The organism is Phaeobacter sp. G2 (genome assembly GCA_025163595.1).
In the GTDB taxonomy this organism is placed as follows: Bacteria; Pseudomonadota; Alphaproteobacteria; order Rhodobacterales; family Rhodobacteraceae; genus Pseudophaeobacter.
Genome location: CP104100.1, coordinates 3,928,707 through 3,954,002, shown reverse-complemented (window position 1 = coordinate 3,954,002; position 25,296 = coordinate 3,928,707). Strand labels below are relative to the sequence as shown.

At 58.5% G+C, this 25,296-nt stretch carries 26 protein-coding genes; 19 read left to right on the top strand and 7 right to left on the bottom strand.

The features are described from left to right. Window positions 1–78: 78 nt before the first annotated feature. Together rsfS and rlmH are read left to right on the top strand one after the other, a co-directional pair. Window positions 79–510, top strand: a complete 432-nt coding sequence (rsfS, locus tag N1037_18805; protein ID UWS79279.1) for a ribosome silencing factor — start codon at window positions 79–81, stop codon at window positions 508–510. Between the two features lie 105 nt (window positions 511–615). Then, window positions 616–1,086: a 23S rRNA (pseudouridine(1915)-N(3))-methyltransferase RlmH gene (gene rlmH / locus N1037_18800; protein ID UWS79278.1), complete on the top strand. Its 471-nt coding sequence runs from the start codon at window positions 616–618 to the stop codon at window positions 1,084–1,086. 49 nt (window positions 1,087–1,135) lie between these two features. Here rlmH and rpiB read toward each other — a convergent pair whose 3' ends face one another. After that, window positions 1,136–1,585, bottom strand: coding sequence for a ribose 5-phosphate isomerase B (gene rpiB, locus N1037_18795; GenBank protein ID UWS79277.1), 450 nt, complete (start codon window positions 1,583–1,585; stop codon window positions 1,136–1,138). 115 nt (window positions 1,586–1,700) lie between these two features. Then, entirely contained in the window at window positions 1,701–2,057 is a 357-nt protein-coding gene (locus N1037_18790) for a hypothetical protein (protein ID UWS79276.1), read from the bottom strand. Window positions 2,058–2,207: 150 nt separating this feature from the next. Here N1037_18790 and N1037_18785 point away from each other — a divergent pair, with 150 nt between their 5' ends. From N1037_18785 to N1037_18755, 7 genes are all read left to right on the top strand, one after another. Beyond that, the gene (locus N1037_18785; protein UWS79275.1) at window positions 2,208–3,656 is read left to right on the top strand and encodes an FAD-binding protein; all 1,449 of its coding nucleotides are present in this window, start codon (window positions 2,208–2,210) and stop codon (window positions 3,654–3,656) included. 76 nt (window positions 3,657–3,732) lie between these two features. Beyond that, window positions 3,733–4,842, top strand: coding sequence for an FAD-binding protein (locus N1037_18780; protein ID UWS79274.1), 1,110 nt, complete (start codon window positions 3,733–3,735; stop codon window positions 4,840–4,842). Window positions 4,843–4,950: 108 nt separating this feature from the next. Then, complete coding sequence (gene glcF / locus N1037_18775; protein ID UWS79273.1) at window positions 4,951–6,273, top strand: glycolate oxidase subunit GlcF; 1,323 nt, start codon at window positions 4,951–4,953, stop codon at window positions 6,271–6,273. Window positions 6,274–6,474: 201 nt separating this feature from the next. Then, on the top strand, window positions 6,475–7,245 hold the full coding sequence (locus N1037_18770) for a S1 family peptidase (protein UWS81401.1): 771 nt from the start codon (window positions 6,475–6,477) through the stop codon (window positions 7,243–7,245). Window positions 7,246–7,414: 169 nt separating this feature from the next. Next, window positions 7,415–7,885, top strand: a complete 471-nt coding sequence (locus N1037_18765) for an Hsp20 family protein (protein UWS79272.1) — start codon at window positions 7,415–7,417, stop codon at window positions 7,883–7,885. 221 nt (window positions 7,886–8,106) lie between these two features. Further along, window positions 8,107–8,712 (top strand): TetR/AcrR family transcriptional regulator, encoded by a 606-nt coding sequence (locus tag N1037_18760; GenBank protein ID UWS79271.1) that lies wholly within the window; start codon window positions 8,107–8,109, stop codon window positions 8,710–8,712. Window positions 8,713–8,892: 180 nt separating this feature from the next. After that, window positions 8,893–9,324: a globin domain protein gene (locus N1037_18755; protein ID UWS79270.1), complete on the top strand. Its 432-nt coding sequence runs from the start codon at window positions 8,893–8,895 to the stop codon at window positions 9,322–9,324. A gap of 106 nt (window positions 9,325–9,430) precedes the next feature. Here the strand turns inward: N1037_18755 and N1037_18750 are convergent, their stop codons facing one another. Further along, a complete protein-coding gene (locus tag N1037_18750; GenBank protein ID UWS79269.1) occupies window positions 9,431–10,903 on the bottom strand; it encodes an NAD-dependent succinate-semialdehyde dehydrogenase in 1,473 nt (490 codons plus the stop codon). A 188-nt stretch (window positions 10,904–11,091) separates the two neighbouring features. Between N1037_18750 and N1037_18745 the strand changes: the two genes are divergently transcribed. The 3 genes from N1037_18745 to pssA all read left to right on the top strand — a co-directional run bounded on the left by N1037_18745 (window position 11,092) and on the right by pssA (window position 14,426). After that, a complete protein-coding gene (locus tag N1037_18745; protein ID UWS79268.1) occupies window positions 11,092–11,880 on the top strand; it encodes an alpha/beta hydrolase in 789 nt (262 codons plus the stop codon). A 219-nt stretch (window positions 11,881–12,099) separates the two neighbouring features. Beyond that, window positions 12,100–13,308 (top strand): aminopeptidase P family protein, encoded by a 1,209-nt coding sequence (locus N1037_18740; protein ID UWS79267.1) that lies wholly within the window; start codon window positions 12,100–12,102, stop codon window positions 13,306–13,308. 374 nt (window positions 13,309–13,682) lie between these two features. After that, window positions 13,683–14,426 (top strand): CDP-diacylglycerol--serine O-phosphatidyltransferase, encoded by a 744-nt coding sequence (gene pssA, locus N1037_18735; protein ID UWS79266.1) that lies wholly within the window; start codon window positions 13,683–13,685, stop codon window positions 14,424–14,426. A 104-nt stretch (window positions 14,427–14,530) separates the two neighbouring features. On the opposite strand, the gene N1037_18730 is transcribed toward pssA, so the two are convergent. Continuing rightward, complete coding sequence (locus N1037_18730) at window positions 14,531–14,899, bottom strand: helix-turn-helix transcriptional regulator (GenBank protein UWS79265.1); 369 nt, start codon at window positions 14,897–14,899, stop codon at window positions 14,531–14,533. 172 nt (window positions 14,900–15,071) lie between these two features. Between N1037_18730 and N1037_18725 the strand changes: the two genes are divergently transcribed. From N1037_18725 to N1037_18715, 3 genes are all read left to right on the top strand, one after another. Then, window positions 15,072–15,689, top strand: coding sequence for an NAD(P)H-binding protein (locus tag N1037_18725; GenBank protein UWS79264.1), 618 nt, complete (start codon window positions 15,072–15,074; stop codon window positions 15,687–15,689). A gap of 272 nt (window positions 15,690–15,961) precedes the next feature. Then, window positions 15,962–16,228: a hypothetical protein gene (locus tag N1037_18720; GenBank protein UWS79263.1), complete on the top strand. Its 267-nt coding sequence runs from the start codon at window positions 15,962–15,964 to the stop codon at window positions 16,226–16,228. Window positions 16,229–16,240: 12 nt separating this feature from the next. Next, window positions 16,241–16,882, top strand: coding sequence for a DUF1523 family protein (locus tag N1037_18715; GenBank protein ID UWS79262.1), 642 nt, complete (start codon window positions 16,241–16,243; stop codon window positions 16,880–16,882). A 67-nt stretch (window positions 16,883–16,949) separates the two neighbouring features. Here N1037_18715 and N1037_18710 read toward each other — a convergent pair whose 3' ends face one another. Then, window positions 16,950–18,527 (bottom strand): beta-1,6-N-acetylglucosaminyltransferase, encoded by a 1,578-nt coding sequence (locus N1037_18710; GenBank protein ID UWS79261.1) that lies wholly within the window; start codon window positions 18,525–18,527, stop codon window positions 16,950–16,952. A gap of 139 nt (window positions 18,528–18,666) precedes the next feature. Between N1037_18710 and N1037_18705 the strand changes: the two genes are divergently transcribed. Further along, window positions 18,667–19,485, top strand: coding sequence for a sulfotransferase family protein (locus tag N1037_18705; GenBank protein ID UWS79260.1), 819 nt, complete (start codon window positions 18,667–18,669; stop codon window positions 19,483–19,485). Window positions 19,486–19,982: 497 nt separating this feature from the next. Here N1037_18705 and ilvD read toward each other — a convergent pair whose 3' ends face one another. Continuing rightward, complete coding sequence (gene ilvD / locus N1037_18700; GenBank protein ID UWS79259.1) at window positions 19,983–21,833, bottom strand: dihydroxy-acid dehydratase; 1,851 nt, start codon at window positions 21,831–21,833, stop codon at window positions 19,983–19,985. A 145-nt stretch (window positions 21,834–21,978) separates the two neighbouring features. Continuing rightward, a complete protein-coding gene (locus N1037_18695; GenBank protein UWS79258.1) occupies window positions 21,979–23,169 on the bottom strand; it encodes a benzoate/H(+) symporter BenE family transporter in 1,191 nt (396 codons plus the stop codon). Window positions 23,170–23,299: 130 nt separating this feature from the next. Between N1037_18695 and N1037_18690 the strand changes: the two genes are divergently transcribed. From N1037_18690 to smpB, 3 genes are read left to right on the top strand one after another with little or no spacing between them, the layout of a single operon-like run. Further along, complete coding sequence (locus N1037_18690) at window positions 23,300–23,863, top strand: XRE family transcriptional regulator (GenBank protein UWS79257.1); 564 nt, start codon at window positions 23,300–23,302, stop codon at window positions 23,861–23,863. Window positions 23,864–23,909: 46 nt separating this feature from the next. After that, window positions 23,910–24,764 (top strand): DMT family transporter, encoded by an 855-nt coding sequence (locus tag N1037_18685; protein UWS79256.1) that lies wholly within the window; start codon window positions 23,910–23,912, stop codon window positions 24,762–24,764. Window positions 24,765–24,808: 44 nt separating this feature from the next. After that, window positions 24,809–25,285, top strand: a complete 477-nt coding sequence (gene smpB, locus N1037_18680; GenBank protein ID UWS79255.1) for an SsrA-binding protein SmpB — start codon at window positions 24,809–24,811, stop codon at window positions 25,283–25,285. Window positions 25,286–25,296 lie beyond the last annotated feature (11 nt).

Here is a 25,296-nt window from a genome sequence, read left to right as displayed (position 1 = left end):
GCCGCATTTATTGAAATGTGGCGCGGGAATTGCTATTTTTAGCATATCCCCAGCGCCGGGGGAGGGTCGGCGCGCCTTATGGAGGACAGTGTTCTGTCGACCGAACCTCAAGCGGCTGTTGCCGCTGCTAGCGAGGCAGCCGAGGGTGCTGCCAAGAGCCGCCCATCCAATGTTGTATTGTTGGAGCGGATCCTGAGCTCTCTGGATGAAGATAAAGCCGAAGAGGTCGTGCAGATTGATTTGCGCGGCAAGACGGCGATCGCCGATTTCATGGTCATTGCGACGGGTCGTTCGAGCCGTCAGGTGGCAGGGATTGCGGAAAAGCTGACCGATCGCCTGAAGCAGGAATATGGTATTCTCAGCAAGGTCGAAGGTCGCGACACCGGCGATTGGGTCTTGATTGATACCGGCGATGTGATCGTGCATCTGTTCCGCCCGGAAGTGCGCGAGTTCTACCAGATCGAAAAGCTCTGGCAGCCCGGTGTGACCCCTGGTCAGGATGGCGCCTAAGCTGTGGTTTTGACACTGGAGGTGGCGCCCTGTTTGGGTGCCGTCTCTGCTCTGTCACACGCGACAGGTCGCTTTATGCCGTAATTCCCAGCGAGGGCCCTTCCGATGCGTATACATATCTGCGCGGTTGGACGTCTGCGCGCTGGGCCTGAAAAGACCCTCATCGACGACTATCTCACACGGTTTGACCGCACCGGGCGGGCGCTGGGCCTGGGTCCGGCCCGCATCGTTGAGGTCGAAGACAAGAAAAACGCCGGCATGGGCGCCGAGGCGGGTTTGCTGCGCAAGGCCCTGCCCAAGGGGGCGGTGATCTGCACCCTGGATGAGCGGGGCAAGCTGCTCAGCTCGCCCGATTTTGCCGACCGTCTGGGCAGCTGGCGCGATTCCGGGCGCCAGGATCTGGCGCTGATCATTGGCGGCGCGGACGGCATTGATCCCAGTCTGCGCGCCGAGGCGGATTTCTCACTGTCATTTGGGAAAATGGTCTGGCCGCATATGCTGGTGCGGGTGATGGTGGCCGAGCAGATTTACCGCGCAGCCACCATCCTGTCAGGCAGCCCCTATCACAGAAGCTGAGTGCGCACAGGCGCGCCGGGACCAGCTCGGCCGCGCCACGCGGTCTTGTTTAGTCTTCGGCGGGTTCAATCATTTCCATGCGGGTGGCATGGCGACCGCCTTCAAATTCTGCGGACAGGAAGGCGTCGACGATATCCAGCGCCAGGCCTTTGCCCACAACCCGCGCACCGATTGACAGCATATTGGCGTCATTGTGTTGGCGGATCATGCGGGCGGAAAAGGTATCGGCGCAGACGCCGCAGCGAATGCCTTTGACCTTGTTTGCGGCCATCATGATGCCCTGACCGGTGCCACAGACGATAACACCCAGATCACAGTCACCCGAGGCCACGCGCTCGGCGGCTTCGCGCCCGTGCTTGGGGTAATCTGTGCTGTCCGATGTGGTGGGGCCGATATCAATGACTTCCCAGCCTTGGTTTGCGATGTGATCGGCAATGGTCTGGCGAAGCTGAATGTCGGCGTGATCGCTGGAAAGAACGACGCGTTTTGAGGCTGTCATGGCAGGGGTGTCCCGTAGCAAAGGAGGAGGTGGCGAATTGCCAGACCTGTGTCACAAGATGCCCCTTTCTGCAAGGACGAGGCGGGCGTTGCTGTTGGACAAAGGGCTGCGCGTGTTACTTTAGGTCAACCACAAACAGCGCGTCTGCCCAGCCGTGGACCAGGCAGCGCGCCTGTATATGGACCTGGGTCGTACCCGTAGGGATCACCACGCCGGACAGGGATCTGGTAAAGGGCTGTTCCTGGACATGGGGGTGGGCCAGCACTCGCAGCCCGAGCTCATTGCCCTGCATGTCCAGCACCCGCCAGCCATCGGCATAGTGGTCCCAGCCGGTATCCGGGTGGGACAGGGTGACATCAAAGCGCCATGTGGTGCCAGAGGGCACTGCAGTGACCGCTTCGATTTTTGGGCCGTCGGCCAGAGCGGGCAGCGCCATGAAGGCAAGCAGGAGGGAGAGGAGAGGGCGTTGCATGGATATACCCTAGCCTTTCTGCGGTGGTGGTACAGTCACGAAGGCGTGTCTGCCTGCTTGGTTTATCCGCTGTGACAACTTCGTGCTTGCTTGAATGGGGTAATTGGTAATATTACTTTACCAGATGTCGCGCCGCCAAAGGAGAGCCCCATGGAGATGCCTGTCCCCAATTCCACCATTCTGGCCCGCAAGGCGCATCTTGCTGCCCGTTTGTCAGCGGTGCTGCCAAGTGATGCGGTGATCCAGGATGAAATGGAAACGCGCGCCTATGAGTGCGACGGTTTGGCAGCCTATCGCTGCCCGCCGTTGCTGGCTGTCTTGCCGCGCACCACGCAGGAGGTCTCGGATATCCTGCGGATCTGCCATGAAGAGGGCGTGCCAGTGGTGCCGCGCGGGGCAGGCACCTCGCTGGCGGGGGGCGCTTTGCCGACGGCCGACAGCGTGATCCTGGGCGTGGCGCGGATGAACGAGGTGCTGGACACGGATTACGATAACCGGGTGATCCGGGTGCAATCGGGGCGCACCAACCTCAGCGTGTCCGGCGCGGTAGAGGAAGAAGAGTTTTTCTATGCACCGGATCCGTCGAGCCAGCTGGCCTGTGCCATTGCCGGCAATATCGCCATGAACTCGGGCGGGGCGCATTGTCTGAAATATGGTGTGACCACCAATAACCTGCTGGGCGTAACCCTGGTGATGATGGATGGCACTGTGGTGGAGATCGGCGGCGCCCACCTGGATGCCGGCGGGCTGGACCTTCTGGGGGTGATCTGCGGCAGCGAAGGGCAGCTTGGGGTTGTGACCGAGGCGACCCTGCGCATTCTGCGCAAACCTGAAGGCGCTCGTCCTGTGTTGATCGGCTATGACAGCAACGAAGTCGCGGGCGCCTGTGTCAGCGATATCATCAAGGCAGGGGTTTTGCCGGTTGCGATCGAATTTATGGACCGCCCCTGCATCGAGGCCTGCGAGGCATTCGCCAAGGCTGGCTATCCGATGTGCGAGGCCTTGCTGATTATCGAGGTGGAGGGCAGTGACGCGGAAATCGCCCATCAGCTGGAGCTGATTATCGAAATCGCCCGGACCCATAACCCGGTAGAACTGCGCGAGGCCGGGGACGCGGATCAGGCAGCCCGTATCTGGTTGGGGCGCAAATCGGCCTTTGGCGCCATGGGACAGATCAATGACTACATGTGCCTGGATGGGACCATCCCTGTCGGCTCCTTACCGCAGGTGCTGCGCCGGATTGGTGAGCTGTCACAGGAATACGGGCTGGACGTGGCCAATGTGTTTCACGCTGGTGACGGCAATATGCATCCGTTGATCCTGTTTGATGCCAACAAACCAGGAGATCTGGAGCTGTGTGAGCAGTTTGGCGCTGAGGTGCTGAAACTCTGTGTGGATGTCGGCGGCTGCCTCACTGGGGAACATGGTGTTGGCATCGAGAAACGTGATTTGATGCTGTATCAATATGCGCCGGTGGACCTGGAGGCGCAGCTTTTGGTCAAGGATGTCTTTGACCCCAAGTGGTTGCTGAACCCGGCAAAGGTTTTTCCGCTATCGGTGACCGAGGGTCGTCGGGTGCCGGTCCTGGCGGCTGAGTGACGGACGTTGAGTGAGGGAAGCTGTGTGATGGGGGCTTTGCCCCCAAACCCCCAAGGTATTTTTTGGAAAGATGAAAATGTATAATCCGCAGGATGAGGCTGAACTGGCTGAAGTGATTGCCGAGGCGCCCGCCCCCTTTTGTATAGAAGGCGGCGGTACGCGTGGTTTTGGCGGGGCGGGGGAGGTGCTGAGCACGTCTGGACTGACGGGCATTGAAGTTTATGAGCCCGGATCCCTTACCCTGGTGGCCAAGGCGGGAACGCCTGTGGCGGAAATCGAACAGATTTTGGCCGCAGAAGGGCAGCGTATGGCCTTTGAACCAATGGATATGCGTGGGGTGTTGGGCACCAGTGGCGTGGCGACGATTGGGGGAGTCTTTGCCACCAACAGCTCGGGTCCGCGCCGCATTCAGGGTGGGGCAGCGCGCGATTATCTTTTGGGGGTGCGGTTTGTCGATGGTAGCGGTCAAGTGATCAAGAACGGTGGCCGGGTGATGAAGAATGTCACTGGCTATGATTTGGTGAAACTGATGGCGGGGGCGCATGGCACTCTTGGTGTGTTGAGCGAGCTGTCGCTGAAAGTGTTGCCTAACCCAGAGGCTGTTGTGACCGTCAGTGTTGCAGTGGCTGACCTGACAGTGGCGGTGCGGGCGATGTCGGCGGCTTTGGGCTCTCCCTATGATGTGAGCGGTGCGGCCTATGACCCTGATACCGGACTTGTCCATGTGCGGCTGGAAGGCTTTGCCCGCTCGGTCACGTATCGCCAGGAGAAACTGGCCACGGAACTGGCTGGTTTTGGTACGGTTGCGACCGACCCGGGCTCTGAGGTGCTGTGGCAGGGGATCCGCGATGTTGCCGGGTTCCACGGCCGGGTGGGAGATGTTTGGCGGATCTCGGTCCGACCGTCGGATGCGCCCCTGCTGGCGCCGATGTTGGAGGCGGAGGCGCTGCAGTTTGACTGGGGTGGTGGGTTGATTTGGGCCCTCTGTGACGCGGGTGCCGACCTGCGGGCCAGAATGGCGCAGGCAGGGGTCGCAGGCCATGCAACCCTGGTGCGCGGCAGTGCCGAAACAATGACCCGGTTGGGCCGCTTCCAGCCGCAGGTTGCCCCGCTGGAAGCGATCGCAAAAGGTCTGCGGCAGAGGTTTGACCCCAAAGGCCTGCTTAATCCGGGGGTGATGGGATGATTTTGTCGGATAAGCGTCGACAGGCAAAGCGCTGGGGAGCTTTCTTGCTCAATTTGCTCGCTACTGTGCGCTCACCGCGCCCTGAAGAACTGCCGCAGGAGGTCTGATATGCAGACAAATTTCACCAAAGAACAACTGCAGGACCCGGGGACGCAACGTGCCAATGAAATCCTGCGCGCCTGCGTGCACTGCGGCTTTTGTACCGCGACCTGTCCGACCTATCAGGTGCTGGGCGATGAGCTCGACAGCCCGCGCGGCCGGATCTATCTGATCAAGGACATGCTGGAGAACAACCGGGTGCCGGATGTCAAGACGGTCAAACATATCGACCGGTGTCTCAGCTGTCTGGCCTGTATGACCACCTGCCCGTCGGGGGTGCATTACATGCATCTGGTGGATCACGCCCGCGCCTATATCGACAAAAATTACCAACGCCCCGTGATGGACCGCCTGTTGCGGGCTGTTCTGGCGCGGATTCTGCCCTATCCGGGGCGGTTCCGTCTGGCCCTGTTGGGAGCGAAGATGGCGCGCCCGTTCAAAACCCTGGTGCCGGATGCGCGGCTCAGGGCGATGTTGGAGATGGCGCCAAAGCAAATCCCGCCGGTCAGTCGCAATGATGACCCGCAGAGCTTTGCGGCGGAGGCGCCACAGAAGAAACGGGTGGCGCTGATGACCGGCTGTGCGCAAAAGGCGCTGAACACCGATATCAATGATGCCACCATCCGGCTGCTGACCCGATTGGGTTGCGAGGTTGTGGTGGCGGAAGGCGCGGGCTGCTGTGGTGCGTTGACCCATCACATGGGGCGCGAGACCGAAAGCCACGCCACCGCTGCCAAGAATATCCGTGCCTGGAGCGCCGAGATTGATGGCAAAGGGCTGGATGCCATTGTCATCAACACTTCGGGTTGCGGCACCACGGTCAAGGACTACGGCCATATGTTCCGCAATGATCCCCTGGCTGCGGATGCGGCGCGTGTTTCTGAACGCTGTCTGGATATCTCTGAGCTGTTGATGCAGTTGGATCTCCCCGTCGGGGCTGACAAAGAGCTGACGGTTGCCTATCACGCGGCCTGTTCCTTGCAGCATGGTCAACAGATCAAAAGCCACCCCAAGACCCTGTTGAAACGCGCCGGGTTCAAGGTGGTGGAGCCCGCCGACAGCCATCTGTGCTGCGGCTCGGCAGGGACCTATAACCTGATGCAGCCGGAAATCTCGGGGCAGTTGAAGGCGCGCAAGGTCAAAACCCTAGAGGCCAAATCCCCGGATCTGATTGCTGCAGGCAATATCGGCTGCATGATGCAGATAGGATCCGCGACCGAAGTACCTATCCTGCATACGGTTGAGCTGCTGGACTGGGCTACGGGTGGGCCAATACCCCCTGCCATGGCAGGGGGATCTCAGCGTGCAAATGAGGTGCCGATCCTGCGCTGAGCCTTGGTTGATGCTACAGCCCTGATAGCGGCGTGCAGTTTTTTCCCTTTGGGGCTGTCTTTCCTGCGGCGTTGCCGTATTTTTGCCGAAGCTTGCAGGTAAACATGCCAGCAACCGGGTGAGGAGACTGATGTGCTGGGTTTGCGTTTCATTGGACAGGGCTTTGCCGGGCTGTTCGGCCTTATAGGGCTTTTTCCGGTGATGGCACAGGCGGCTGACAGCCGCCTGCAGCGCATGGAAACCTCTGATGCCGGGCGCGGCTGGGAGGCCGTGGGGCGGTTGGATGTCGATGGTGAAGGCTTTTGCACCGGGGCGCTGATCGCGCCGGATCTGGTGCTGACGGCAGCGCATTGTCTGTATGATGCCCGCAGCGGCGTCCGTATCCAGCCAAAAACAATTGAATTCCTGGCGGGCTGGCGCAATGGCCGTGCCTCGGCCTACCGGACTGTCACCCGGGCTGTGGTGCATCCCGACTATATCTTTGACGGAGAGGTCTCGACTGACCGGGTGCGCAGGGATATTGCCTTGTTGCAATTGCAACGGCCGATCCGCAATACCACCGTTATTCCGTTTCAGACCGACAACCGCCCGCGCAAAGGTGCGGATGTGGGGGTTGTGTCTTATGCCCATGACCGCTCAGAAGCGCCGTCAATCCAAGAACTGTGTTCGGTGATGGCGCGTCAGGAGGGGGTGCTGATTATGTCCTGTGACGTTGATTTTGGCTCGTCCGGGGCGCCGGTGTTTTCATTTTCCGGGGGCAAGCCACGCATCGTTTCGGTGGTTTCGGCCAAGGCCGAGGTTGACGGCAAGCGGGTGTCCCTGGGGGCGGATCTTGCCAAAGAGCTGCAGATCCTGCGGGCGCAGCTCACCAGTACGCGCATTGGCAGCCGCATGCCCGAAGGCGTGGGCAGGGTTCAGGTTGGCGGTGCCCGTTCGTCAGGTGGAGCCAAATTTGTGCGCCCGGGCGGCTAGGCGATAGCGCCATGCGCCGCGCCGTGGGGCTGTGCTGTCAGGTCTTGAAATCGGATAGCGCGTGCATATTTCATGTTTTGTCGGGGTCGCCGGTTACCGGGGCCCAGATGTCCACCGCCTGTCCCATCCGGGAGGGCACAAGAATGTCGCTCATATTCGAGGATAAAACATGCGTAGATTTGACTTTGCACCACTCAACCGTGCAACTATTGGTTTTGACCAGATCGCTGATCTGATGGACCGCGCCCTGAGCAATGACGTCGGTCAGCCCAGCTACCCCCCTTACAATATCGAAAAAACCGCTGCTGACAGCTATCGGATTTCCATCGCGGTCGCAGGGTTCAGCGGAGAAGACCTGACCGTTGAGGTCAAGGAAAACGCTCTGGTGGTTTCTGCCGGAAAGGCGGATGAGGCCGAGGGCCGCAGCTTTTTGCACCGGGGCATCGCCACCCGTGCCTTTGAGCGCCAGTTTACCCTCGCGGATCACGTCCGGGTCACCGGCGCCAGCCACGCTGATGGCATGCTGCATATCGATCTGCACCGCGAGGTGCCCGAAGCGCTAAAGCCACGCCGGATTGAGATCAGCTCGACCGGGCCGCAGCGGACCGCGATTGAGTCTGACGCGCAGCCGATCAACTAAGGTCAGCCCCCTAACTTCTTTCTGTTCAAGGCTTTCTCCAGGGAGCCTGGATGGAATGACCATAGCCCCAGGCCGCAGATGTGGCTTGGGGCTATGGGCGTTTTTGGGTCGCGTTCGTGAAACCTCCATATCACTTACCATTTGGTAGGTATCCCTGCTTACCGAATGGTAAGTTTTGCGAGGCTGTGCTAGGCTTGAGCTACCTAATCAGAGGTCAGCCCATGTCATCTGCACAGCACACACAAAGCGAGCTGTTGCGCGCCGCCAGACGCCACTTTGCTGAACGGGGGTATCAAGGCGCCAGCCTGGCCCGGATCTCCTCGGAGTCGGGGGTTTCCAAACAGGCCTTGCTGCATCATTTCAAAACCAAGGATCAGCTCTATCGCGCGGTTCTGGATCAGTTGAACCAAGAGCTGGTGCAGCTGCTTTTTGCCGTGATGGAAGAGACAGAACAGGCTGAACTGCAGATTGAGAGGGTCTTTGTGGCCCTGTCAGGGTTCTTCCTGAAGCAGCGCTCAGCCCCGGCTTTGCTGATAGGGGTTTTGATTGATGGACCGGGCCAGGCCGCAGTTGCGGATGACCTGCGCCCGCCGGTGCAGGATTTTTTGGAGCCGCTGGCAGCTTTGATCCAGGCCACAGAGCGCTGGCGGGACGCGGGCTTTGCTGCGGCACTTTCGATTGCCATGGAACTATTGGGGGTTGTCTGCCTGTTGCCTGCGGCGCGGTGCAACCTGTCATATCGTTTTGGTAAGGATCCAGTGGACCAAGGCGCAGGCCTTGCCCCCGCCCATACGCGCGATCTGGTTCGAAGCGTGGTAAGGCGATGATAGATAGGGGCTAAACAGGTCGGTGCGACGCGACAGACCTGCCAGGGGCAATTGTGCTGCTTATTTGTCGACCCCCATGCAGTCATGCAACGTTGAATTGATTTTAGTTTTGTCTCTTGCTCAACAGGTTCTATAAACGTGCAGGAAAAAGTAATGTTTGTGTAAATAGGGGGGGCCGAAATGGAGGGGAATGACGTCAAAGAGATGCAGTCCAGTTTTTCCTTGATCTACGCGAGAAAGGCAGAACTGGCGGAGCGGTTTTACGTCCACCTTTTTGAGCTTTTGCCTGAAGTGGAACCCCTGTTCGGCGGTGACTTTGCCAAACAGAAGGAAATGTTTTCTGCCATGTTGACCTATTGCCTCAAAGGAGTGGCCAACAACCAGAGCATGACCCATGCGCGCGACAGCCTGTCGTTGACCCACGGGCGCTACAACCTTGGCCGCCAGGAAACGGCTTTGGCTGGTAAAGCTGTGATGGCGGCGTTGGAGGATGTCCTGGGCAATGATCTTACGCGAGAACAGGTCAGTGTTTGGGACCAAGCCATTGCCGGGGTCATGGATCTACTTCATGCAGAACCAGAACCAGAACCCGATGCTGAGCGCCAACCCTGAACCTATGTTGGGGGCCTGAGCCCAAGAGGCAGGCAGGCGACGGGGTGCGCTCCTGCCACACTGGGCCCCAATAGACATCAGGGCCCAGAACGGTCTTTTAGTGATGTCACACTGACATGCAGATGTATTTCATTTCCAGATAGTCTTCGATGCCGTGGTGGCTACCTTCGCGGCCCAGGCCGGATTGTTTGACGCCGCCAAAGGGGGCCACTTCGGTGGAAATAAGACCCGTGTTGACGCCAACGATGCCATATTCCAGGGCCTCAGCGACCTTGTAAACGCGGCTCAAATCTTTGGCATAGAAATACGACGCAAGGCCAAAGATGGTGTCATTGGCCATCTCAATGACGTCGTCTTCGCTCTCAAACTTGAACAAAGGTGCCAATGGTCCAAAGGTTTCATCGGTGGCAAAGGCCATCTTGCGGGTTGCCCCGGTGACAATGGTCGGTTGAAAGAAGGTTCCGCCCAGATCGGATGGGGTGCCACCTAGAATGACCTCGGCCCCTTTGGCGGTCGCATCTGCAATATGGTCCTGCACTTTGGTCACTGCCTTGGCGTTGATCAGCGGGCCAAACACGGTGCCATTTTCCATGCCATCGCCGACCTTCATTTTGGCAACGGCTTCCTTCAGCTTGGCGGCAAATTGATCATAGACCCCGGCCTGCACATAGATCCGGTTGGCGCAGACACAGGTCTGACCATTGTTGCGGAACTTGCACATGATCGCGCCTTCTACGGCGGCATCCAGATCGGCGTCGTCAAAGACGATGAACGGGGCGTTACCACCCAGCTCCATCGAGCACTTTGTCACTGTGTCAGCAGCCTGGCGCATCAGGATGCGACCCACTTCGGTGGAGCCGGTGAAGGTGAGTTTGCGCACCGTGTTGTTTTCACAGAACTCCTTGCCGATTTCGGAGGCATTGGAGGAGGGCACAACGTTGAACACGCCGGCAGGAATGCCAGCGCGGTCCGCCAGGACACCCAGCGCAGTGGCCGAGAGCGGGGTGAGTTCCGCCGGGCGGGCGACAAAGGCGCAGCCTGCTGCCAGTGCCGGGCCGGCCTTGCGGGTGATCATTGCATTGGGAAAGTTCCAGGGCGTAATGGAGGCGGCAACACCAATAGGTTGTTTCAGAACGGTGATGCGCTTGTCGCGCTGGTGGCCAGGAATAGTCTCGCCATAGATGCGTTTGGCTTCTTCGGAAAAGAATTCAATGAAGGATGCACCATAGGCGATCTCGCCGCGGGCTTCGGCCAGCGGTTTACCCATTTCGGCTGTCAGGATCACCGCCAGATCTTCCTGATTGGCCATCATCAGATCATACCATTTACGCAGCACAGATGCGCGTTCTTTGCCGGTCCATTTCGCCCATTCTTTTTGCGCAGCATCGGCCTGGGCGATGGCTCCGGCGACCTGGGCGCGGCTGACATCGGCAACCTGGGCAATCACATCGCCGCGCGCCGGGTTGGTCACATCGAACGTGCCCTCACCATCGACGAACGCCCCGCCGATATAGGCGCGGGTTTCCAACAGGGTTGGGTCGCTCAACAGAGTCTTCAGCGCGGTGGTTGTTTGTAGCATAGGGGCCTCCCGAGGGTGTTTGTGCAGACATGGAAAACTGTTCCCGATAGATATGTCCAGAAAGATCCATAAGTCCAGAATTTGATCATAAGTTAATTTACTTGTTAATTTAATTCCATTGGGGAGAAGAGTGTTTGACAATGGCAAAGCCAGATTGTCACTTGTTGCACAAATAGGGGAGCACACTGATGGAACTGGATGATGCCTATGCAAATGGCGCGCACATTGCTGGAGCCGAGGATTTTCCGCCGCGCTGGGCGGCTTCGGCCGAGGATTTCCGCAATAGCCTGCACGAACGGGCGCGTCTGAATCTCCCCTATGGTGACGGCGCGCGGCATTGCTTTGATCTCTTCATGCCTGAAACGGCCCCAAAGGGGGTGCTGATTTTTGTGCATGGCGGCTATTGGCTGGCCTTTGACAAAAGCTCTTGGTCGCATCTGGCAGTGGGCGCATTGGCCCAGGGCTGGGCGGTGGCGATGCCCTCTTATGATCTGTGCCCAGAGGTGCGAATTGCGGATATCACACAGCAGGTGGCCAAGGCCGTGGTTCGCATTGCTGAAGAGGTGCCGGAGGTGCCGATCTCGCTTGCCGGCCATTCGGCTGGGGGGCATCTGGTAGCGCGAATGCTGGATCCAAAGGTGATCCCCAATGCGGTTGGCGCGCGTTTGAAGGTGGTTGTGCCGATTTCGCCACTGGCGGATCTGCTGCCGCTGCTGCGCACCTCGATGAATGACAAGTTCCAGATGGACAACGACGCGGCCAAGGCCGAAAGCCCGGTGGAAATGCAGGAACGCTACCAGACTGAGGTGACTGTTTGGGTTGGTGCAGAAGAGCGCCCCGCCTTCCTGGATCAGGCGCAGTGGCTGGCAGATGCCTGGCACGCGGATCACGTGATTGCCTTTGGCAAACACCATTTTAATGTCGTGGACCCCCTTGCAGATCCCGAGAGCGATCTGGTTCGCTTGCTCACAAGCTAGGCCCAGGGACGAAGATATGCGGGAGGCAGCGAAGAAATAACGCTTGCCTCCGCGATGATTCGGGCGCATTTTTCAGCCTGACTGGGCGATGGCGTCGCCACATGAACGTGCAGACTTGGGATGATAACCACTTGTTTCGTCCGTCAGCGCCACATGGGTCACTTTCAATTTTTTCGTCCTGTACGCCAGGACCTTTCTTGAGCAAAGGAAGGATCCAGCATGACTGCACGTCCTGACATGTATCGTTTTCACAATGGTGAAAAAGCCCCGCTGCAATTTGCGGTCTCTGAGTATGAGGCGCGCATCGCCGGCCTGCGTAAAATCATGACCGACAAGGGGGTGAGCGCGGCCGTTTTCACCTCGATGCATAATATCTCTTACTATTCCGGCTTTACCTACTGCGCCTTTGGCCGCCCCTATGGGCTGGTTGTGACGGCGACCGAGGCCGTAACCGTCTCGGCGGGTATTGACGCGGGCCAGCCCTGGCGCCGGTCGTTCTGCGACAATATCACCTATACCGACTGGCAGCGCGACAATTTCTGGCGGGCGATCAAATCGGTCTCGGGTGATGGAAGCGTTGTAGGCTATGAGAGCGACCACCTGACCCTGCTGCAAAAGGGCAAGCTGGAAAGCTACCTGAGCCCGTCGAAGTTGGTGGATCTTTATGAACCCACCATGGTGCAGCGCATGGGCAAATCCGATGCAGAGCTGGAGATGATCCGTGCGGGTGCAGCCGTGGCAGATGTGGGCGGTTTTGCCATTCGGGATGCGATCAAGGAAGGCGCGCGCGAGATTGATGTGGCCATGGCCGGGCGGGACGCGATGGAGCTGGAGATTGCCAAGCGGTTTCCCGATGCGGAATATCGCGACAGCTGGGTCTGGTTCCAGTCGGGGATCAATACTGATGGCGCGCATAATCCGGTGACAGGGCGCAGATTGCAGCGCGGTGATATCCTGTCGCTGAATACCTTTCCGATGATTTCCGGCTATTACACAGCGCTGGAACGTACCCTGTTTTTGGGCGACGTGGATGCCGAGAGCCTGAAAATCTGGGAGGCCAATGTGGCGGCCCATGAATATGGCATTTCACTGCTGAAACCCGGGGCCAGCTGTGCCGAGATCACCAATCAGATCAACGCCTTCTTTGAAGAGCGCGACCTGCTGCAATATCGCACCTTTGGCTATGGCCATTCCTTTGGGGTGCTGTCGCATTACTACGGGCGTGAAGCCGGGCTGGAGCTGCGTGAAGACATCGACACGGTGCTGGAGCCCGGGATGGTGATTTCGATGGAGCCGATGCTGACCCTGGCCGCAGGGCAGCCCGGCGCCGGTGGCTACCGTGAGCATGATATTTTGATTATCCATGAGGAGGGCAATGAAAATATCACCAAATATCCCTATGGGCCTGGGTTCAACGTTGTTGGCTGAACGCCCAGGCGCCACGTCGTGAAAGACCAGCGTGGCGCTCCCGCCCGGATCTGATCCCTGCCGGGATCACATGCCCGTTGGGCATGGCACCGCGCCTTTGGCGCGGTGCTGTCCCGTGATACGACCTGACCCTGTGGTCGGATCGCGCAGGGTTTATGACTGAGGCCATAGAGTGTATTTTGCACCCATGCGGGAGCCTGCGGGTGCTTTCTGGGGGGCTGACCCTTGCTTTCAAAGCCAAACCTTTTATGAGTACCGACCTCACCTTGGTGTTGGACGGGGCCCTGCAAGTCAGTGTGGATCCTGTTTTAACAGCGGGTGGGGAGTTGTTTCCAACACTGATCTCTGTCTCATATAGGTGACCAGGCCACGCCATGGATGAACCCCACGACAAAAGACTGACCGAGTTTGCGCTGATCCAGCTCTTGCCCAATATCATGACGGTTGGCGCAATCTGCGCCGGGCTTTCGGCTATCCGTTTTGGGGTGCAGGGCAACTATGTGCTGGCGGTACAGCTGATACTCCTGGCGGCGCTTCTGGACGGGCTGGACGGGCGCCTTGCACGGGCCCTGGGCAGCGACAGCAAGATGGGCGCCGAGCTGGATTCGCTGGCGGATTTCCTCAACTTTGGTGTTGCCGCGCCGCTGGTGATCTATTTCTGGGCGCTTCAGGACATGAGCAATGCTGGCTGGATCTCGGTCCTGGTGTTTTCTGTCTGCTGCGTGGTGCGGCTGGCCAGGTTCAATGTCGCCACTAAATCCGAAGAGGTCAGCGACGTGGCCAGTGGATATTTTGTTGGCATCCCTTCGCCCGCCGGGGCGCTACTGGCGATGCTGCCCATGTTCATTTCTTTTGCCTTTGATGCGGGAACCGGATTCCCCAAGCTGCTGATCTGTTTGCATATGGTGGTCATTGGGTTGTTGATGATCAGCCGCATTCCTACCTGGTCGCCCAAGCTGGTACGCATCTCACGCGAGAACGTGAAGTATTTTCTTGTTGCCTGCGCCTTTGCCGGTGCTGCTGTATTGACCTACGCCTGGACGACAATGGTTGTTCTCTGTCTCAGCTATGTTGTGCTGGTGATCTGGGGATTGCTGAAACGATCCTCGCCGGAATAACCCTGACCGCCAAGGCTGGCCAGTATCCTGCCAGCGCCCCGCCAGAGCGCTGCTGTTGCTTTCGTTTGTAGACTGTCACCGGACCCCTGTTTGGCAGAGGTTGTCTAAACAAGGGCAGGGCGCTGGTCATAGCGGAGCCGGTCGGCGCGTATACCAGGTTGATGATCCACGGCCCATTCATTCAGCGCCCCTATCGCCTGGTGCAAAGACAGCCCGCGCGCGGTGAGGCTATATTCCACATGTGGCGGGGCAGAGGGCAGAACCCTGCGGATGACCAGCCCGTCACGTTCCAGATTTCGCAGGGTCACTGCCAGCATGCGTTGCGAAATACCGTCGATCACCCGCTTCAAAGCATTAAAACGGCAGGGACCTTTGGAAAGCTCCAAAATGGTCAGAACGGTCCATGCATCGCCGACCCGGTCCAGCACGTCTCGGATCGGACAGTCATAGTCGAGTTTGCGCTTTGCTCCCATTGGGTTCCTGCCTTGTTTCTATGTGGCTGGCCCTGTTTCAGACCAGGTTTTTTCGCCGCGTAAGGGGCGGTTCCCTCAAAGTAACTATAAGACGAAAAGATGCGTATTCCGTTGGCCTCTGTCGCTGCGTATCTAGTTACTAGTAGTAACTTATACCGAAAAGAGAACTAATATGAAACTCCTGATCATTGGGGCCACGGGCATGATTGGTAGCCGCTTGGTTGCAGAAGCTGAATCGCGGGGCCACAGCGTAGTGGCCGCCTCTCGCAAGGGGAGCACAGTAGGCAATGCCCAGCCGCTGTCCCTGGAGGTGACCGATGTAGAGGCCGTGGTCGCTGCCGCCCAGACTGTGGATCTGGTGATCACAGCGGTGAGCCCGCGTACTAGCGGCAACGCGATGGACGATGCTCTGGGCTATGGCGCTGCGCTGATTGAGGCAGCCCCGCAGATTGGCAAGCGCCTGATGGTCGTTGGGGGCGCCGGGACCCTGAATCTGCCAGACGGCACACCGGTCGCCGATGTGGTGCCAGAGCCGTATCAAGATGAAGCCAAAGCGATGCGTGCCATGTATGAAATGCTGGCAAAGAGCACAGCAGATTTTACCTTTATGGCACCGGCCGGGGTGATTGAACCCGGCGAGCGCACTGGTGTGTTCCGGCTGGGGCAACGTGCGTTCCTGACGGATGATGAGGGCAATAGCCAGATCAGCGCAGAGGATTATGCCGTGGCATTCATGGATGAGGTCGAGGTGCCAAAACACCCGCGCCAGGTCTTTACTGCCGCCTACTGATAGGCAGCTCTGGCGGGTACGCTAAGGTCGCCAGATGCTTTTGCTGCAATGAGGCCTGCAAGCGGCGCGACGGCTCCCAACCGCTGATTTCAGCCTGGCCATTCCACCCCGATTTCGCCGGGCAGAGTGCTGGTCATGCGGTTCCGGCTGGGGCATAGTACAGGCAAGACAGACAAGACCCCGGTAGAGGATCTCTGCCGGGGTCTTTTGCTGTCATTTGACCCGGAATGGGCTGTATCCGGCAAGCCGGGCGTCAGAAAAGGAGCGGAAAAATGTTTGCCTTTCTTCGTCTTGTTTTGCTGCTTCTGATCATCCTGACCCTGATCTACGGTGGCGTCTCGCTCTATTCGCGTGAGCGACGACGCGCCAAACTGAAACAGCATTGGGCAGTCAAGGGGTTGACCGGAGACCGGCAGAGCTTCATCCAGCGGGGGCTGAAACAATACGACCACTCATTGCGGCGGCGGCTGATCCTATTGGTCTATATCCTGCCGCTGAGCGCAATCGCGCTGGTCATCTATGTGGTAAACTTTAGCTAAGGGGCATCTGTCATGGCCTATATCAAATGGGGATTTTTGATCACGGTTTGGTCTGTTTTTGCAGCCTTCCTGCATTATACCCTGCCGCAATACGATGTGGTGCGGATCGTCAGCACCTATGAGGAGCGCCAGGAGCTGGACAATTGGAAGCGGATCTTCTGGTCGACCCCGGACAATCCGACACAGGCGGCGATCACGCGGGATGTGCAATTCATTCAGTCCTTCCGCGCCAATGGTGATGCGATCGTTTACCGCAACGAGGACACTGGCTGGCATTGGCCGCCCTATTTCAAGTTTGATACCGCCAATCTTTATACCGAAGCCAATGACGCGATCTCGACCAAGGATGACCCGGAATGGGTTGTGGTTCTGCACTACGGCTGGCGCAGTGTGTTCTTGTCCACCTTTCCCAATGCGATCTCAATCACGCCGGTGTCCGGTCCTGATGACAAGCCGCTCAATTGGTTCAATATCATCTTCCTGACCCTGCTGGCGGCGCTGTTTTGGGCTATCTATGTGCGCTGGCGCCGGTTTCGCCGCGATCGGATTGATCCGGTGCTGGAGGATGTCGAAGACGGGTTTTATGCGGCGGGAGACGCCATTTCGGAACGGCGCGGGCGGCTGCGGCGGTGGTTTTCCAGCCTCAAGGGATGAAACTGAGGCCGCCCCGCCTGATTTTGGCGGGGCGGCAAGGCCACAGGAAAGCCCGGGCGCAACGGGTCTAATCTGCAAAAAGATGTGGTGTTTGGGCCAGGTCCTTGGCGGTTTCAAAGGGCAGGCTGAAGAATCGCGCCAAGCGGTCGGCGTTTTCCTCGGCGCTGTCGGATTCGCGAATGATCGTGTAATTGGAATAGCCGGAATCGCGAATGCGGTCGGATTCGTAGACAATGTCATTGCGGATTGTCGGCAGAAGCCGTTCCAGCGACTGTTGCGGCGTACGCTCCCCGGCGAGCCCGACCCGATGGGCATGGCCAATCAGATAGTCATCTGAGAAATCGCATTCGATCTGCAACGTGCGGGTGGTCGAACGATCAGAGTTGAAGTCATTCATCAGCTCCAAGGCGGACGGGTCCATGCAGATGATCAGGCGGTTGGTGTCAAAATATTCAAACAACATCCGCATCAGCGCTCGCCGGTGCCGGGTACGCTTGCTCAGGGAGGCCTGAATACCGCCCAGGTCCGGCAGCGGCGTGCCTTCTTCGTGGAACAGATAATCAATTGCGGGGATATTGGTGCTTTGGCGCAGCTGTTCGATCAGGCGCTTGGCAACGTGCCATTTCTTGCAGACCACGATCATCAGTTCGCGCTCGCGCCCAAGCGAGCTTTCCTTTTCCCAGAATCGGGTGGCAAACCGTCGGCCAATGCGGCCGCGCTTCACCAGGAAATTGTAAAGGCTGCGGCCCTCGTTGGAGATCTGAAAGCTCACGCCTTGCGCTGCATAAAGGCGCCCCAGGCGCAGTTTCAGCTCTTTGGCATCCGGGCTGATTTTACGGGCAAAGAGAAAGTCCTGGCTGAGCAGCAAGTCATAGTGATCATTGTAGAAATTCACCGGCATGCCGTAATCGGTAAACATTAAAAAGGTCAGGGTGCGGCTGTCGATCTCGGATCCCGGAACCAGGTGACGCACCAGAGTTTGAAAAAAGGTCTCATCCGGAATCCAGGTGGTCTGGAAGAAGCGGATGATGTCTTTGCGCTCGGCAAGCAGGTCAAAGATACATTCCACTGTGCGGCGGCGCAGGCACCACCATTGGCTGCCGATCTGCACCTGAAGATCACCGGGAATCTCTCGCCTCAGCCCCAGTTTTTTTTGCAGGTTCACACTGGCATAGAACAGCGCCTTGTTTTTGCGTTCATTGAAGAAGTGGCGATAGGTCAGCCGTTCTTCTTTCATGCCGGTCTTGATCCAGTCGCTGCCGAAGAAATCAAAGCTTTCGATGAAATCGCAGTCATTACGGTCCAGGAAGTCATGGGCGTATTCGGCAGTCTTGATCGCCATACAGTCGCCAGACAGCATGTAAAAATGTGTGGCGCGCGGAAATTCTTCGATGGCGCTGTGCAGCGCGTGCAGGGTGGCCTGCACTAGGGACCACTCTCCCCAGCCACATTTGATACGTGTCTTGGCAAAACAGACGTTTGGATTGTCGGCCAATGCCTTTTGAATGCTGGCGTAATCCTCTGGTTTGGCACGGCGGTCAAAATGGATGGACATGTAGTCGCCAACCGCCGTCAGCTGTTCAGCCTGCTGGATGATCGCTTCGGGATCCTTGTGGCAGAGCAGGATATACGCAATTTTTGCCATTTTGGAGACGATACACCTTGCTTCAGCTCGATTGTCTCCTTGATAAAGGCGCGAGCGCATTGAATAAACCAGATTATTTGAATTTTATGCTTAGATGTGGATTGTACCGTCAAAGCGGCACGACTGGAGGAAGGCTTACATGGGATTTCCGGGCACTTGGATGACCGAAAGCGAGAGCGTGATTTATCGCGTGGTGCCCAAATGCGCCTGCTCGACCATTGGCCAAATCCTGCACTATTCGGATCATGGCAAATTCTTTGATGGCGATATCCATGATGCGCAGAACGGGCTGCACAAATGGGCGCTGGAGCACAGCCAGGGGCCGATCACCCGCAATGTACGTGGCCAACGCACCTATGCGTTTACCTGCGTGCGTAACCCCTATACCCGGGTGCTCAGCTCGTTTTTTGACAAGATCTGCGGCATCCAGCGTAACGGCAAACGCTATCGCGGCAATCTGGTACCCAAACTGATAAATGAATATGGCATCGAGGTCGGCGGCGAGGACGGCAAGCAGGAGTTCGACCAGATCCAGAGCTTTCGCCGGTTTTTGCTGTTTGTGCGCGACAGCATTCGCTTCCGCCGCCCGATGGACCCCGATATCCACTGGTCTGCGATGTCGGGTCATGTCTCGACCTTCATCTGGAATGGTGGTCGCTACAATAAGATCTTCTGGACCGAGGATTTCAACGGAGGCATGCAGGAGGTGCTAGACGCCATCGAGGCGCCTCATACCGTCGACCTGGCCAATATCCCCCGCTTTAACGAAAGCGAAGGCCATGGTCCCAAACGGGCGCATCCGGTTGAGGACTATTTTGACGATCTGTCGATGCACCTGATTTACGAGATCTACAAACGCGATTTCGACCTATTCAAATACGATTTTGAAGACCCTTCCAACAAGATGCCCACTGGGGAAATTGATCTCGACGAAGTGCACGCCAAACTCGGTGAATAGGTCAGCAGGCCCCTTTCAATAAAAGGGGGGGGCTCCCGCCCGTCTCGGAACAATCAAAGATTGATCCTCCCCCGTTGGGGGTGGCGCCGCGCTTACGCGCGGCGCGGCAGTGTTTGAGATTTCGCGCGGTGGACCTCGCGTCCCGGGTCAAGGGCGGCAAAGCCGCCGCGCATCTGCGCGGTTTACCCTTGAGGCGGGGTATTCTTGTAAAAATTGACCGGGCGCGTTCAGGGCAGACCTGCCCCTGAACCGCTTCTCAGCAGATTTCTATTTTTTCTCCTTGCCCCAACTATTTCGATGGCGAGACCCACTTGGCGGCTAGATCCGCGCCGGGCGGAGCCCGGCGCCATGCCCAACGCTTCAAAGGCTTTCTGCCGTTAGGCAGAAGGCCTGCAGAGGGGGCGGGAGCACCAGCTGGACTTGTATAGTGGTTGATCAAAAGAAAACCCTCCGCATCAAGGATGCAGAGGGTCATTGGCATGGTAAAGTGGTGGTTATCAGCCGTCGTAGTCTTCCGGCAGCTCGCGTACTGCGCCTTTGGCGGCAGACGTGGCCAGCATTGCATAGGCCTTCAGCGCTTTAGAGACCTTACGTTTACGCGGTTTGGCGGGCTTCCAGCCTGCGGCGTCCTGGGCTGCGCGACGTGTTGCCAGAACCTCATCCGAAACTGCCAGATGGATGGTGCGGTTGGGGATGTCGATCTCGATCTTGTCACCCATCTCAACCAGACCAATGGCGCCGCCTTCTGCGGCCTCAGGCGAGGCATGACCAATTGACAACCCGGAGGTGCCGCCGGAGAAACGACCATCGGTCAGCAGGGCGCAGTCTTTGCCCAGGCCTTTGGATTTCAGGTAGGAGGTCGGGTAGAGCATCTCCTGCATCCCCGGACCGCCCCGCGGACCCTCATAGCGGATCACCACCACATCACCGGCCTTGACCTTGCCAGTCAAAATGTCGCTGACGGCCTGATCCTGGCTTTCGCAGACATAGGCGGAGCCGGTGAATTGCAGGATCGAGGCATCCACACCGGCGGTTTTGACGATGCAGCCGTCCAGGGCGATATTGCCAAACAGGACCGCAAGACCGCCATCCTGGCTAAAGGCATGTTCCTTGGAGCGGATGACACCGCCTTCACGGTCCACGTCGACCTCTTTATAACGGTTTTCGGTGGAAAAGGCCTGGGTGGTGCGCACACCGCCCGGAGCCGCTTTGAACAGCTGCTCAGCCTCAGGGTTGTTGGCGACCTTGATATCCCATTTGGCGATAGCTTCGCCCATTGAGGCCGAATGCACGGTGGAACAGTCATCATGCAACAGGCCGGCGCGGGAAAGTTCCCCCAGGATCGAGAAGATGCCACCAGCACGGTGCACGTCTTCCATATGCACGTTTTCGATATTCGGTGCGACCTTGCACAGGCAGGGCACCTGACGGCTGAGTCGGTCGATGTCATCCATGGTGAACTTGATCTCGCCCTCATTGGCGATTGCCAGCAAGTGCAAAACCGTATTGGTCGACCCGCCCATGGCGATATCCAGGCTCATGGCATTCTCGAAGGCCTCAAAGGTGGCGATCTCACGGGGCAGCAGGCCTGCCTCGTTGCCCTCGTAGTGGCGTTTGGTAATCTCGACGATCTTGCGGCCGGCCTCCAGGAACAGGTGTTTGCGGTCCGCATGGGTCGCCAGGGTGGAGCCATTGCCAGGCAGCGCCAGGCCCAGGGCCTCGGCCAGGCAGTTCATCGAGTTGGCGGTGAACATGCCGGAACACGACCCGCAGGTGGGGCAGGCGTTTTCCTCGATATGCTGTACTTCGGCGTCGGTCAGCGTGTCGCTGGCAGCGGCAACCATGGCATCGACCAGATCGACCTTTTTTGCATCAAGCGATTCGATGTCGATCTTGCCGGCCTCCATCGGGCCGCCTGAAACAAAGATCACCGGAATGTTCAGGCGCATGGCGGCCATCATCATCCCCGGAGTGATCTTATCGCAGTTGGAGATACAGACCATGGCATCGGCGCAATGGGCGTTGACCATGTATTCGACGCTATCGGCGATCACTTCGCGCGAGGGCAGTGAATAGAGCATGCCGTCATGCCCCATGGCGATGCCGTCATCCACCGCAATGGTGTTGAACTCTTTGGCAACGCCGCCAGCGGCTTCGACCTCGCGGGCGACCATTTGGCCCAGATCTTTGAGGTGCACGTGGCCGGGCACAAACTGGGTGAAAGAGTTGACGATGGCGATGATCGGTTTGCCGAAATCATCGTCCTGCATGCCGGTGGCGCGCCACAATCCGCGGGCGCCCGCCATATTGCGGCCGTGGGTGGAGGTTCTGGATCGGTACATTGGCATCTGAGCTGTTTCCCTTGTCTTTGCCCTCAGACACATCATTTGCGCAACAAACGCAATATCCGGAGGCAGGTTTTGGTTCTTTTGATCTCAAGAGCCCGCCTTTGAGGTGGGTATTACGGGCTCCATGGGGGTGAAGGCGCTGTTCTCAGGGGGCTTTGGCTGCTGCGCTGGGCTTGGGCGTGCTGCGTGAAAAGAGGTGATTCACCAGCAATCCAAAGACCAAGGCCCAGAAGGCGGCGCCGATGCCAAAAAAACTGACGCCGGACACGGCAGTCATAAAGGTGATCAGCGCCGCTTCACGCCCGGTCTCTTGGTGCAAGGCCTGTGACAGGCTGTTGCCGATGGTTGCCAGCAGGGCTAGCCCGGCAACACCAGCAATCAGCGCTGGCGGAGCGATGAGAAACAGGCTGATGACGGTGGCGCCGCCCAGGCCAACCAAGCAGTACATCACTCCGGCGGCAGCGCTGGCGAGATAGCGGGTTTTGGGGTCATCATCGGCTTCCGGGCCGGCGCAGATCGCGGCGGTGATGGCGGCAAAGTTGAAGGCAAAGCCACCAAAGGGAGCCAGGATTAGGGTGGCAATACCGGTCACGGTCAGGGTGGCAGAGACCGGCGGTGTGTAGCCTGCAGCGCGCAGGGTGACGGTGCCGGGCATGTTTTGCGAGCACATGGTCACAATATACAGCGGCAGGCCAACGCCGATCAATACCGGCAGAGAAAAGGCGGGGCTGACGGCTTCGGGCAGGGTCAGGCTTGTGTTCAATTGGGTGAAATCGCCAAAGCTGCCTGCGGCGCCTGCCCAAATTCCGCCGACCAGCAGAACGGCCAAAATGGTGTAGCGGGCAAACCAGAGCCGTCCGGCCAGAAAGGTCACGCCCATTATGGCCAGTAACGCGGTGTCCTCATTGAGGGCGGTAAAGGCGGAGAGGCCAAAATTGAACAAGATCCCAGCCAACAGAGCATTGGCCAGACTGTCGGGGATCAGTCGTGCCAGCCGCTCAAACCAGCCGGTCAGCCCGGTTAAGGTGAGCAGCAAACCGCAGAACAAAAAGGCGCCGACGGCCTGGTCAAGTGCGACGTCTTTCAATCCCACAGCCAGCAGTGCGGCGCCGGGTGTCGACCAGGCCGTCAGCACCGGCATGCGAAACCAGAGGGACAGCATCAAAGAGGTCAGGCCCATGCCAAGCCCCAGGGCCACCAGCCAGCTGTTTGCCTGTGCCTGGGTCGCGCCCACGGCTTCGATCGCCTGGAAAATGATGGCCACCGAACTGGTATAGCCAACCAGCACGGCAATGGCTCCGGCCGCCAGATGCGAGAGTTTCAGGTGAGAGAGCATTTGGGTTTTCCTTCTCGCGGGGGCTGGGCTAGGGTGGCGTGCGTTATAACGCTCATGTTGCCCTTGTGCGTTATAACGCACAAGCCCCTTTTTTTGAATCGCCTGCTTTAGGCTCTTTGGAGCACAGATCATGACAGAGGATATTATCGGCGCGAATCTGCGAAACCTCCGCAATACGGCCGGGATCAGCCTGTCCAAGGCCGCCGATCTGACGGGGGTGAGCAAGGCCATGCTGGGGCAGATTGAGCGGGGCGAATCCAGCCCGACAATTGCCACCCTGTGGAAAATCGCCAAGGGGTTTCACCTGCCGCTGTCGGCGCTGATTGGCACACCCGATGCGGGTCGACCTGATCCAGCTGTGGCCTATAAAACCGTGCAGTTTCCGGGCAGCATTGCGGTGAAAATCATCTTTCCCTTTGACCCCGTGCTTGGCGGCGAAACCTTTCAAATCAGTCTGACACCAGGCCAGTCCCATGTCTCGCAGCCGCATGAGAATGGGGTGATAGAAGAGGTTTTTGTGCTGGCGGGCACGATGGAGGTGTTGCGCGACGATGTCTGGCAGCCCGTTGGCGTCGGAGAGGGGGTTCGATTCAGGGCGGATCAGCCCCATGGATATCGTGGCGGCGCGGAGGGGGCGGTGTTTTTGAACATGCATCACTATCCCCGTCACGTTGGAAATGCGGACCAGGCCTGACAGTGGTCTGATAGGGGGCAAGTATATGGCTGGAAGGGAAAAGAGCATGGAGACTCTGCGCGGCAGTTTTCTGATGGTTCTGGCTATGGCAGCCTTTGCTTTGGAAGACATGTTTATCAAACGCGTGGCGCAGGAACTGCCGGTTGGGCAGATCCTTGTGCTCTTTGGTCTTGGCGGTATGGCGGTTTTTGCTGCGGTGGCGCGTGCGCAGGGGCAGCGCCTGTGGCATCCGGGGTTTTGCACGCGCCCTTTGGTGGTGCGATCGCTTGCAGAGGTCACCGGGCGGCTCTGTTTTACCCTGGCTATCGCCTTGACGCCACTGTCCTCGGCTTCGGCGATTTTGCAGGCCACCCCGCTGGTGGTGGCAGGGGGCGCGGTGGTGTTTTTTGGCGAAAAGGTTGGCTGGCGGCGCTGGTTGGCCATTACGCTTGGCTTTGTGGGAGTGCTGATGATCCTGCGCCCGGGCGCTAGCGGGTTTGAGATCTATTCGCTTTTTGCGGTGATCGGCACACTGGGTTTTGCCGGGCGCGACCTTGCCACCCGCGCGGCCCCCAATTCCATGACCAACCTGCAACTGGGACTATTTGGCTTTGCCATGCTGGTCATTGCCGGGATCATGGCGCTGGCCTGGAGCGGCGGCGCCGTATGGCCCAGTGGTCGGGCCTGGCTGTATCTGGGGCTTACCACCGGTATTGGCGTCATTGCCTATAACGCGCTAACCGGCGCGATGCGCCATGGGGAAATCTCGGTTGTGGCGCCGTTTCGCTATACCCGGCTGGTCTTTGCCATGGCGCTGGGCATTCTGGTCTTTGGCGAGCGTCCAGACAGCTGGACCTTGTTGGGCAGCGCAGTGATCGTCGCGAGTGGTTTCTTCACCCTGATCCGCAGCTCCAGGCGATAGAGGCATCTTGCGTCCACTCGCCTGGGCGCTTACATCTGCCAGTCATGGCTCAGACGAAATCAGACCCGAACTACAAAGTGATCGCCGAAAACCGCCGTGCGCGGTTTGACTACGCCATCGAGGATGACGTGGAATGCGGTGTTGTGCTTGAAGGCTCCGAAGTGAAGGCCCTGCGCGAAGGCGGCACAAATATCGCCGAAAGCTATGCGGCGGTGGAGGATGGCGAGCTGTGGCTGGTGAATTCTTATATTCCGCCCTATTCGCAGGCCAAGATGTTCAAACATGTGGAACGTCGCCGCCGCAAGCTGCTGGTCTCGCGCAAGCAGCTGTCGGATATGTGGAACGCGACCCAGCGCAAGGGGATGACGCTTGTGCCTATCGTGATGTATTTCAATCACAAGGGCCGCGCCAAGCTGAAGATCGGCATCGCCAAGGGTAAAAAGGCCCATGACAAGCGCGAAGCCGAGGCCAAGCGTGACTGGTCACGTCAGAAGAGCCGCCTGATGAAGGATCACGGCTGATCCTGCCTGTG